Below are 9,841 nucleotides of genomic sequence, written 5' to 3'. Positions count from 1 at the left end.
GATGTTTATGATGAGCAAAGAAACCTTTACCCATTACCAGCCGCTGGGCAACAGTGACCCGGCTCATACCGCAACCGCGCCCGGCGGATTGAGTGCGAAAGCGCCTGCAATGACCCCGCTAATGCTGGACACCTCCACCCGTAAGCTGGTTGCGTGGGATGGCACCACTGACGGTGCTGCTGTTGGCATTCTTGCGGTTGCTGCTGACCAGACCAGCACCACGCTGACGTTCTACAAGTCCGGCACGTTCCGTTATGAGGATGTGCTCTGGCCGGAGGCTGCCAGCGACGAGACGAAAAAACGGACCGCGTTTGCCGGAACGGCAATCAGCATCGTTTAACTTTACCCTTCATCACTAAAGGCCGCCTGTGCGGCTTTTTTTACGGGATTTTTTTATGTCGATGTACACAACCGCCCAGCTGCTGGCGGCAAATGAGCAGAAATTTAAGTTTGATCCGCTGTTTCTGCGTCTCTTTTTCCGTGAGAGCTATCCCTTCACCACGGAGAAAGTCTATCTCTCACAAATTCCGGGACTGGTAAACATGGCGCTGTACGTTTCGCCGATTGTTTCCGGTGAAGTTATCCGCTCCCGTGGCGGCTCCACCTCTGAATTTACGCCGGGATATGTCAAACCCAAGCATGAGGTGAATCCGCAGATGACCCTGCGTCGCCTGCCGGATGAAGATCCGCAGAATCTGGCGGACCCGGCTTACCGCCGCCGTCGCATCATCATGCAGAACATGCGTGATGAAGAGCTGGCCATTGCCCAGGTCGAAGAGATGCAGGCCGTTTCTGCCGTGCTCAAGGGCAAATACACCATAACCGGTGAAGCCTTCGATCCGGTTGAGGTGGATATGGGCCGCAGTGCGGCGAACAACATCACGCAGTCCGGCGGCACGGAGTGGAGCAAGCGTGACAAGTCCACGTATGACCCGACCGACGATATCGAAGCCTACGCGCTGAACGCCAGCGGCGTGGTGAATATCATCGTGTTTGACCCGAAAGGCTGGGCGCTGTTCCGTTCCTTCAAGGCCGTCAGGGAGAAGCTGGATACCCGTCGCGGCTCTCATTCCGAACTGGAGACAGCGGTGAAAGACCTGGGCAAAGCAGTGTCCTACAAGGGGATGTATGGCGATGTGGCCATCGTCGTGTATTCCGGACAGTACGTGGAAAACGGCGTCAAAAAGAACTTCCTGCCGGACAACACGATGGTGCTGGGGAACACTCAGGCACGCGGTCTGCGCACCTATGGCTGCATTCAGGATGCGGACGCACAGCGCGAAGGCATTAACGCCTCTGCCCGTTACCCGAAAAACTGGGTGACCACCGGCGATCCGGCGCGTGAGTTCACCATGATTCAGTCAGCACCGCTGATGCTGCTGGCTGACCCTGATGAGTTCGTTTCCGTACAACTGGCGTAATCATGGCCCTTCGGGGCCATTTTCTCTCTGTGGAGGAGTCCATGACGAAAGATGAACTGATTGCCCGTCTCCGCTCGCTGGGTGAACAACTGAACCGTGATGTCAGCCTGACGGGGACGAAAGAAGAACTGGCGCTCCGTGTGGCAGAGCTGGAAGAGGAGCTTGATGACACGGATGACACTGCCGGTCAGGACACCCCTCTCAGCCCGGAAAATGCGCTGACCGGGCATGAAAATGAGGTGGTATCAGCGCAGCCGGACACCGTGATTCAGGATGCGGCTGAACTGGTCACGGTCGTGGCACTGGTGACGCTGCATACTGATGCACTTCACGCCATCCGGGATGAACCTGTGGCATTTGTGCTGCCGGGAACAGCGTTCCGTGTCTCTGCCGGTGTGGCAGCCGAAATGACAGAGCGCGGCCTGGCCAGAATGCAATAACGGGAGGCGCTGTGGCTGATTTCGATAACCTGTTCGATGCTGCCATTGCCCGCGCCGATGAAACGATACGCGGGTACATGGGAACGTCAGCCACCATTACATCCGGTGAGCAGTCCGGTGCGGTGATACGTGGTGTTTTTGATGACCCTGAAAATATCAGCTATGCCGGACAGGGCGTGCGCGTTGAAGGCTCCAGCCCGTCCCTGTTTGTCCGGACTGATGATGTGCGGCAGCTGCGGCGTGGAGACACGCTGACCATCGGTGAGGAAAATTTCTGGGTAGACCGGGTTTCGCCGGATGATGGCGGAAGCTGTCATCTCTGGCTTGGACGGGGCGTACCGCCTGCCGTTAACCGTCGCCGCTGAAAGGGGGATGTATGGCCATAAAAGGTCTTGAGCAGGCCGTTGAAAACCTCAGCCGTATCAGCAAAACGGCGGTGCCTGGTGCCGCCGCAATGGCCATTAACCGCGTTGCTTCATCCGCGATATCGCAGTCTGCGTCACAGGTTGCCCGTGAGACAAAGGTACGCCGGAAACTGGTAAAGGAAAGGGCCAGGCTGAAAAGGGCCACGGTCAAAAATCCGCAGGCCAGAATCAAGGTTAACCGGGGGGATTTGCCCGTAATCAAGCTGGGTAATGCGCGGGTTGTCCTGTCCCGCCGCAGGCGTCGTAAAAAGGGGCAGCGTTCATCCCTGAAAGGTGGCGGTAGCGTGCTTGTGGTGGGAAACCGTCGTATTCCCGGCGCGTTTATTCAACAACTGAAAAATGGCCGGTGGCATGTCATGCAGCGTGTGGCCGGGAAAAACCGTTACCCCATTGATGTGGTGAAAATCCCGATGGCGGTGCCGCTGACCACGGCGTTTAAACAGAATATTGAGCGGATACGGCGTGAGCGTCTTCCGAAAGAGCTGGGCTATGCGCTGCAGCATCAACTGAGAATGGTAATAAAGCGATGAAACATACTGAACTCCGTGCAGCCGTACTGGATGCACTGGAGAAGCATGACACCGGGGCGACGCTTTTTGATGGTCGCCCAGCTGTTTTTGATGAGGAAGATTTTCCGGCAATTGCCGTTTATCTCACCGGCGCTGAATACACGGGCGAAGAGCTGGACAGCGATACCTGGCAGGCGGAGCTGCATATTGAAGTTTTCCTGCCTGCTCAGGTGCCGGATTCAGAGCTGGATTCGTGGATGGAGTCCCGGATTTATCCGGTGATGAGCGATATCCCGGCACTGTCAGAGTTGATCACCAGTATGGTGGCCAGTGGCTATGACTACCGACGCGACGATGATGCGGGCCTGTGGAGTTCAGCCGATCTGACTTATGTCATTACCTATGAAATGTGAGGACGCTATGCCTGTACCAAATCCAACAATGCCGGTGAAAGGTGCCGGGACCACACTGTGGGTTTATAAGGGGAACGGTGACCCTTATGCGAACCCGCTTTCAGACGTGGACTGGTCGCGTCTGGCAAAAGTTAAAGACCTGACGCCCGGCGAACTGACAGCTGAGTCCTATGACGACAGCTATCTCGATGATGAAGATGCGGACTGGACTGCGACCGGGCAGGGGCAGAAATCAGCCGGAGATACCAGCTTCACGCTGGCGTGGATGCCCGGAGAGCAGGGGCAGCAGGCGCTGCTGGCGTGGTTTAATGAAGGTGATACCCGTGCCTATAAAATCCGCTTCCCGAACGGCACGGTCGATGTGTTCCGTGGCTGGGTCAGCAGTATCGGTAAAGCGGTGACGGCTAAGGAAGTGATCACCCGCACGGTGAAGGTCACCAATGTGGGACGCCCGTCGATGGCTGAAGATCGCAGTACGGTGACGGCAGCAACCGGCATGACGGTAACGCCAGCCAGTGCTTCCGTAGTGAAAGGGCAGAGCACCACGCTGACCGTGGCATTCCAGCCGGAAGGTGTAACCGACAAGAGCTTCCGTGCGGTGTCTGCGGATAAAACAAAAGCCACCGTGTCGGTCAGTGGTATGACCATCACCGTGAACGGCGTTGCTGCAGGCAAGGTCAACATTCCGGTTGTATCCGGTAATGGTGAGTTTGCTGCGGTTGCAGAAATTACCGTCACCGCCAGTTAATCCGGAGAGTCAGCGATGTTCCTGAAAACCGAATCATTTGAACATAACGGTGTGACCGTCACGCTTTCTGAACTGTCAGCCCTGCAGCGTATTGAGCATCTTGCCTGGTTGAAAGAGCAGGAAAAAAAGGCTGAATCCAGTGGCAACCTGCAGGTGTCTGTAGAGGATCTTATCAGAGGCGGGGCGTTTCTGGTGGCGATGTCTCTGTGGCATAACCATCCGCAGAAGACAAAGCTGCCGTCCATGAATGAAGCCATTACGCAGATTGAGCAGGAAGTGCTTACCACCTGGCCCACGGAGGCAATTGCTCAGGCTGAAAACGTGGTGTTACGTCTGTCCGGAATGTCTGAGTTTGTGGTGAATAATGCCCCTGAACAGGCAGAGGACGCCGGGCCTGCAGAGCCTGTTTCTGCGGGAAAGTGTTCGACGGTGAGCTGAGTTTTGCCCTGAAACTGGCGCGCGAGATGGGGCGACCCGACTGGCGCGCCATGCTTGCCGGGATGTCATCCACGGAGTATGCCGACTGGCACCGCTTTTACAGTACCCATTATTTTCATGATGTTCTGCTGGATATGCACTTTTCCGGGCTGACGTACACCGTGCTCAGCCTGTTTTTCAGCGATCCGGATATGCATCCGCTGGATTTCAGTCTGCTGAACCGGCGTGAGGCTGACGAAGAGCCTGAAGATGATGTGCTGATGCAGAAAGCGGCAGGGCTTGCCGGAGGTGTCCGCTTTGGCCCGGACGGGAATGAAGTTATCCCCGCTTCCCCGGATGTGGCGGACATGACGGAGGATGACGTAATGCTGATGACAGTATCAGAAGGGATCGCAGGAGGAGTCCGGTATGGCTGAACCGGTAGGCGATCTGGTCGTTGATTTAAGTCTGGATGCGGCCAGATTTGACGAGCAGATGGCCAGAGTCAGGCGTCATTTTTCCGGTACGGAAAGTGATGCGAAAAAAACAGCGGCAGTCGTTGAACAGTCAATGAACCGGCAGGCGCTGGCTGCACAGAAAGCGGGGATTTCCGTCGGGCAGTATAAAGCCGCCATGCGTATGCTGCCTGCGCAGTTCACCGACGTGGCCACACAGCTTGCAGGGGGGCAGAATCCGTGGCTGATCCTGTTGCAACAGGGTGGTCAGGTGAAGGACTCCTTCGGCGGGATGATTCCCATGTTCAGGGGGCTTGCCGGTGCGATCACCCTGCCGATGGTTGGTATCACTTCGCTGGCGGTGGCGACCGGTGCGCTGGCGTATGCCTGGTATCAGGGTGACTCAACCCTGTCCGATTTCAATAAAACGCTGGTCCTTTCCGGTAATCAGGCGGGACTGACGGCAGATCGTATGCTGGCCCTGTCCAGATCCGGGCAGGCAGCAGGGCTGACGTTTAACCAGACCAGCGAGTCACTGACGGCGCTGGTGAATGCCGGTGTTCGTGGTGGTGAGCAGTTTGAGGCAATCAGCCAGAGTGTGGCGCGTTTCTCCTCTGCATCCGGCGTGGAGGTGGACAAGGTCGCTGAAGCCTTCGGGAAGCTGACCACTGACCCGACGTCGGGGCTGACGGCGATGGCGCGCCAGTTCCATAACGTGACGGCGGAACAGATTGCGTATGTTGCTCAGTTGCAGCGTTCCGGCGATGGGGCCGGGGCATTGCAGGCGGCGAACGAGGCCGCAACGAAAGGGTTTGATGACCAGACCCGCCGCCTGAAAGAGAACATGGGCACGCTGGAGACCTGGGCAGACAGGACTGCGCGGGCATTCAAATCCATGTGGGATGCGGTGCTGGATATTGGTCGTCCTGATACCGCGCAGGAGATGCTGATTAAGGCAGAGGCTGCGTTTAAGAAAGCAGACGACATCTGGAATCTGCGCAAGGATGATTATTTTGTTAACGATGAAGCGCGGGCGCGTTACTGGGATGATCGTGAAAAGGCCCGTCTTGCGCTTGAAGCCGCCCGAAAGAAGGCTGAGCAGCAGACTCAACAGGACAAAAATGCGCAGCAGCAGAGCGATACCGAAGCGTCACGGCTGAAATATACCGAAGAGGCGCAGAAGGCTTACGAACGGCTGCAGACGCCGCTGGAGAAATATACCGCCCGCCAGGAGGAACTGAATAAGGCACTGAAAGACGGAAAAATCCTGCAGGCAGATTACAACACGCTGATGGCGGCGGCGAAAAAGGACTATGAATCGACGCTGAAAAAGCCGAAGCAGTCCGGCGTGAAAGTGTCTGCGGGCGATCGTCAGGAAGACAGTGCTCATGCTGCCCTGCTGACGCTTCAGGCAGAACTCCGGACACTGGAGAAGCATGCCGGAGCGAATGAGAAAATCAGCCAGCAGCGCCGGGATTTGTGGAAGGCAGAAAGTCAGTTCGCAGTACTGGAGGAGGCGGCACAACGTCGCCAGCTGTCCGCACAGGAGAAATCCCTGCTGGCGCATAAAGATGAGACGCTGGAGTACAAACGCCAGCTGGCTGCACTTGGCGATAAGGTCACGTATCAGGAGCACCTGAACGCGCTGGCGCAGCAGGCGGATAAATTCGCACAGCAACAACGGGCAAAACGGGCCGCCATTGATGCGAAAAGCCGGGGGCTGACTGACCGGCAGGCAGAACGGGAAGCCACGGAACAGCGCCTGAAGGAACAGTATGGCGATAATCCGCTGGCGCTGAATAACGTCATGTCAGAGCAGAAAAAGACCTGGGCGGCTGAAGACCAGCTTCGCGGGAACTGGATGGCAGGCCTGAAGTCCGGCTGGAGTGAGTGGGAAGAGAGCGTCACGGACAGTATGTCGCAGGTAAAAAGTGCAGCCACGCAGACCTTTGATGGTATTGCGCAGAATATGGCGGCGATGCTGACCGGCAGTGAACAGAACTGGCGCAGCTTCACCCGCTCCGTGCTGTCCATGATGACAGAAATTCTGCTTAAGCAGGCAATGGTGGGGATTGTCGGGAGTATTGGCAGCGCCATTGGCGGGGCTGTTGGTGGTGGCGCATCGGCGTCAGGCGGTACAGCCATTCAGGCAGCTGCGGCGAAATTCCATTTTGCGACCGGAGGATTTACGGGAACCGGTGGCAAATATGAGCCAGCGGGGATTGTTCACCGTGGTGAGTTTGTCTTCACGAAGGAGGCAACCAGCCGGATTGGTGTCGGCAACCTGTACCGCCTGATGCGGGGCTATGCGGAGGGTGGTTATGTGGGCGGTGCCGGAAGTCCGGCGCAGATGCGGCGGGCTGAAGGCATTAATTTTAATCAGAACAATCACGTGGTGATTCAGAACGACGGTACGAATGGTCTGCCAGGTCCACAGATGATGAAGGCAGTGTATGACATGGCCCGCAAGGGTGCCCGTGATGAAATTCAGACACAGATGCGCGATGGTGGTCTGTTCTCCGGAGGTGGACGATGAAGACCTTCCGCTGGAAAGTGAAACCCGGTATGGATGTGGCTTCGGCCCCTTCCGTCAGGAAAGTGCGCTTTGGTGATGGCTATTCCCAGCGAGCGCCTGCCGGGCTGAATGCCGACCTGAAAACGTACAGCGTGACGCTGTCTGTCTCCCGTGAAGAGGCCACGGCGCTGGAGTCGTTTCTGGCTGAGCACGGGGGCTGGAAGGCCTTTCTGTGGACGCCGCCTTATGGTTACAGGCAGATAAAGGTGACCTGCGCAAAATGGTCGTCGCAGGTCCGTATGTTGCGTGTTGAGTTCAGCGCAGAGTTTGAACAGGTGGTGAACTGATGCAGGATATCCGGCAGGAAACACTGAATGAATGCACCCGTGCGGAGCAGTCGGCCAGCGTGGTGCTCTGGGAAATCGATCTGACAGAGGTCGGTGGAGAACGTTATTTTTTCTGTAATGAGCAGAACGAAAAAGGTGAGCCGGTCACCTGGCAGGGGCGACAGTATCAGCCGTATCCCATTCAGGGGAGTGGTTTTGAACTGAATGGCAAAGGCACCAGTACGCGCCCCACGCTGACGGTTTCTAACCTGTACGGTATGGTCACCGGGATGGCGGAAGATCTGCAGAGTCTGGTCGGCGGAACGGTGGTCCGGCGTAAGGTTTACGCCCGTTTTCTGGATGCGGTGAACTTCGTCAACGGAAACAGTGACGCCGATCCGGAGCAGGAGGTGATCAGCCGCTGGCGCATTGAGCAGTGCAGCGAACTGAGCGCGGTGAGTGCCTCTTTTGTACTGTCCACGCCGACGGAAACGGACGGCGCTGTTTTTCCGGGACGTATCATGCTGGCCAACACCTGCACCTGGACCTATCGCGGCGATGAGTGCGGTTATCACGGTCCGGCGGTCGCGGATGAATATGACCAGCCAACGTCCGATATCACGAAGGATAAATGCAGCAAATGCCTGAGCGGTTGTAAGTTCCGCAATAACGTCGGCAACTTTGGCGGCTTCCTTTCCATTAACAAACTTTCGCAGTAAATACCATGACACAGACAGAATCAGCGATTCTGGCGCACGCCCGGCGATGTGCGCCAGCGGAGTCGTGCGGCTTCGTGGTGAGAACGCCGGAGGGGGAAAGATATTTCCCCTGCGTGAATATCTCCGGTGAGCCGGAGGCGTATTTCCGGATGTCGCCGGAGGACTGGCTGCAGGCAGAAATGCAGGGTGAGATTGTGGCGCTGGTCCACAGCCACCCCGGTGGTCTGCCCTGGCTGAGTGAGGCCGACCGGCGGCTGCAGGTGCAGAGTGATTTGCCGTGGTGGCTGGTCTGCCGGGGTGAGATTCATAAATTCCGCTGTGTGCCGCATCTCACCGGGCGGCGCTTTGAGCACGGGGTGACGGACTGTTACACGCTGTTCCGGGATGCTTATCATCTGGCGGGGATTGAGATGCCGGATTTTCATCGCGAGGATGACTGGTGGCGTAACGGTCAGAATCTCTATCTGGATAATCTGGAGGCCACAGGGCTGTATCAGGTGCCGTTGTCATCAGCACAACCGGGCGATGTGCTGCTGTGCTGTTTTGGTTCATCGGTGCCGAATCATGCCGCCATTTACTGCGGCGACGGCGAGCTGCTGCACCATATTCCTGAACAACTGAGTAAACGAGAGAGGTATACCGACAAATGGCAGCGACGCACACACTCCCTCTGGCGTCACCGGGCATGGCGCGCATCTGCCTTTACGGGGATTTGCAACGATTTGGCCGCCGCATCGACCTTCGTGTGAAAACGGGGGCTGAAGCCATCCGCGCACTGGCCATACAGCTCCCGGTGTTTCGTCAGAAACTGAGCGACGGCTGGTATCAGGTACGGATTGCCGGGCGGGACGTCAGCACGTCCGGGTTAACGGCGCAGTTACATGAGACTCTGCCTGATGGCGCTGTGATTCATATTGTTCCCAGAGTCGCCGGGGCCAAGTCAGGTGGCGTATTCCAGATTGTCCTGGGGGCTGCCGCCATTGCCGGATCATTCTTTACCGCCGGAGCCACCCTTGCAGCATGGGGGGCAGCCATTGGGGCCGGTGGTATGACCGGCATCCTGTTTTCTCTCGGTGCCAGTATGGTGCTCGGTGGTGTGGCGCAGATGCTGGCACCGAAAGCCAGAACTCCCCGTACACAGACAACGGATAACGGCAAACAGAACACCTATTTCTCCTCACTGGATAACATGGTTGCCCAGGGCAATGTTCTGCCGGTTCTGTACGGTGAAATGCGCGTGGGGTCACGCGTGGTTTCTCAGGAGATCAGCACGGCAGACGAAGGGGATGGTGGTCAGGTTGTGGTGATTGGTCGCTGATGCAAAACGTTTTATGTGAAACCGCCTGCGGGCGGTTTTGTCGTATATGGAGCATGACGAATGGGTAAAGGCAGCAGTAAGGGGCATACCCCGCGCGAAGCGAAGGACAACCTGAAGTCCACGCAGTTGCTGAGT

The 9,841-nt window shown here is 57.1% G+C and carries 14 protein-coding genes and 1 pseudogene; all 15 read left to right on the top strand.

Annotated elements, in window-relative coordinates; genetic code table 11:
- Nucleotides 1-7 precede the first annotated feature (7 nt).
- Nucleotides 8-340, top strand: coding sequence for a head decoration protein (locus K0335_RS21280; RefSeq protein WP_024256661.1), 333 nt, complete (start codon nucleotides 8-10; stop codon nucleotides 338-340).
- 55 nt (nucleotides 341-395) lie between these two features.
- Nucleotides 396-1,421 (top strand): major capsid protein, encoded by a 1,026-nt coding sequence (locus tag K0335_RS21275; protein WP_219394103.1) that lies wholly within the window; start codon nucleotides 396-398, stop codon nucleotides 1,419-1,421.
- A 41-nt stretch (nucleotides 1,422-1,462) separates the two neighbouring features.
- The gene (locus K0335_RS21270; RefSeq protein WP_000158900.1) at nucleotides 1,463-1,861 is read left to right on the top strand and encodes a DNA-packaging protein FI; all 399 of its coding nucleotides are present in this window, start codon (nucleotides 1,463-1,465) and stop codon (nucleotides 1,859-1,861) included.
- A gap of 11 nt (nucleotides 1,862-1,872) precedes the next feature.
- A complete protein-coding gene (locus K0335_RS21265) occupies nucleotides 1,873-2,226 on the top strand; it encodes a head-tail joining protein (protein ID WP_000752976.1) in 354 nt (117 codons plus the stop codon).
- Nucleotides 2,227-2,237: 11 nt separating this feature from the next.
- Complete coding sequence (locus tag K0335_RS21260; protein ID WP_000975070.1) at nucleotides 2,238-2,816, top strand: phage tail protein; 579 nt, start codon at nucleotides 2,238-2,240, stop codon at nucleotides 2,814-2,816.
- Nucleotides 2,813-3,208, top strand: a complete 396-nt coding sequence (locus K0335_RS21255) for a phage minor tail U family protein (RefSeq protein WP_000683146.1) — start codon at nucleotides 2,813-2,815, stop codon at nucleotides 3,206-3,208. Before K0335_RS21260 ends, K0335_RS21255 begins: the two co-directional genes overlap by 4 nt.
- A gap of 7 nt (nucleotides 3,209-3,215) precedes the next feature.
- A complete protein-coding gene (locus K0335_RS21250) occupies nucleotides 3,216-3,956 on the top strand; it encodes a phage tail protein (RefSeq protein ID WP_001306179.1) in 741 nt (246 codons plus the stop codon).
- A gap of 15 nt (nucleotides 3,957-3,971) precedes the next feature.
- Nucleotides 3,972-4,394 carry a phage tail assembly chaperone G gene (gpG, locus tag K0335_RS21245; protein ID WP_000479178.1) on the top strand — a complete coding sequence of 141 codons (423 nt, stop codon included), beginning with the start codon at nucleotides 3,972-3,974 and terminating at the stop codon, nucleotides 4,392-4,394.
- Nucleotides 4,376-4,810 (top strand): phage tail assembly protein T, encoded by a 435-nt coding sequence (locus K0335_RS21240; protein WP_000459457.1) that lies wholly within the window; start codon nucleotides 4,376-4,378, stop codon nucleotides 4,808-4,810. Before gpG ends, K0335_RS21240 begins: the two co-directional genes overlap by 19 nt.
- Nucleotides 4,803-7,364: a phage tail tape measure protein gene (locus K0335_RS21235; RefSeq protein ID WP_219394101.1), complete on the top strand. Its 2,562-nt coding sequence runs from the start codon at nucleotides 4,803-4,805 to the stop codon at nucleotides 7,362-7,364. Before K0335_RS21240 ends, K0335_RS21235 begins: the two co-directional genes overlap by 8 nt.
- Nucleotides 7,361-7,690 (top strand): phage tail protein, encoded by a 330-nt coding sequence (locus tag K0335_RS21230; RefSeq protein WP_000847336.1) that lies wholly within the window; start codon nucleotides 7,361-7,363, stop codon nucleotides 7,688-7,690. The genes K0335_RS21235 and K0335_RS21230 overlap by 4 nt, the downstream gene beginning before the upstream one ends.
- Nucleotides 7,690-8,388, top strand: a complete 699-nt coding sequence (locus K0335_RS21225) for a phage minor tail protein L (RefSeq protein ID WP_001152612.1) — start codon at nucleotides 7,690-7,692, stop codon at nucleotides 8,386-8,388. Before K0335_RS21230 ends, K0335_RS21225 begins: the two co-directional genes overlap by 1 nt.
- A gap of 5 nt (nucleotides 8,389-8,393) precedes the next feature.
- The gene (locus K0335_RS21220; RefSeq protein WP_002431460.1) at nucleotides 8,394-9,137 is read left to right on the top strand and encodes a C40 family peptidase; all 744 of its coding nucleotides are present in this window, start codon (nucleotides 8,394-8,396) and stop codon (nucleotides 9,135-9,137) included.
- Entirely contained in the window at nucleotides 9,134-9,706 is a 573-nt protein-coding gene (locus K0335_RS21215; RefSeq protein ID WP_024256662.1) for a tail assembly protein, read from the top strand. The genes K0335_RS21220 and K0335_RS21215 overlap by 4 nt, the downstream gene beginning before the upstream one ends.
- Nucleotides 9,707-9,766: 60 nt before the next feature.
- Nucleotides 9,767-9,841: pseudogene (locus K0335_RS22745) on the top strand (homoserine acetyltransferase); the annotation flags it as partial.

Source organism: Escherichia sp. GZ89, from assembly GCF_019366485.1.
GTDB lineage: Bacteria > Pseudomonadota > Gammaproteobacteria > Enterobacterales > Enterobacteriaceae > Escherichia > Escherichia fergusonii.
This window is presented reverse-complemented; position numbering and strand designations above follow the sequence as displayed.

Bases quoted from the DNA above. Each gene is read 5' to 3' on its own strand.
- K0335_RS21280 (WP_024256661.1), top strand. From the start codon at position 8: ATGATGAGCAAAGAAACCTTTACCCATTACCAGCCGCTGGGCAACAGT.
- K0335_RS21275 (WP_219394103.1), top strand. From the start codon at position 396: ATGTCGATGTACACAACCGCCCAGCTGCTGGCGGCAAATGAGCAGAAA.
- K0335_RS21270 (WP_000158900.1), top strand. From the start codon at position 1,463: ATGACGAAAGATGAACTGATTGCCCGTCTCCGCTCGCTGGGTGAACAA.
- K0335_RS21260 (WP_000975070.1), top strand. From the start codon at position 2,238: ATGGCCATAAAAGGTCTTGAGCAGGCCGTTGAAAACCTCAGCCGTATC.
- K0335_RS21255 (WP_000683146.1), top strand. From the start codon at position 2,813: ATGAAACATACTGAACTCCGTGCAGCCGTACTGGATGCACTGGAGAAG.
- K0335_RS21250 (WP_001306179.1), top strand. From the start codon at position 3,216: ATGCCTGTACCAAATCCAACAATGCCGGTGAAAGGTGCCGGGACCACA.
- gpG (WP_000479178.1), top strand. From the start codon at position 3,972: ATGTTCCTGAAAACCGAATCATTTGAACATAACGGTGTGACCGTCACG.
- K0335_RS21235 (WP_219394101.1), top strand. From the start codon at position 4,803: ATGGCTGAACCGGTAGGCGATCTGGTCGTTGATTTAAGTCTGGATGCG.
- K0335_RS21230 (WP_000847336.1), top strand. From the start codon at position 7,361: ATGAAGACCTTCCGCTGGAAAGTGAAACCCGGTATGGATGTGGCTTCG.
- K0335_RS21225 (WP_001152612.1), top strand. From the start codon at position 7,690: ATGCAGGATATCCGGCAGGAAACACTGAATGAATGCACCCGTGCGGAG.
- K0335_RS21220 (WP_002431460.1), top strand. From the start codon at position 8,394: ATGACACAGACAGAATCAGCGATTCTGGCGCACGCCCGGCGATGTGCG.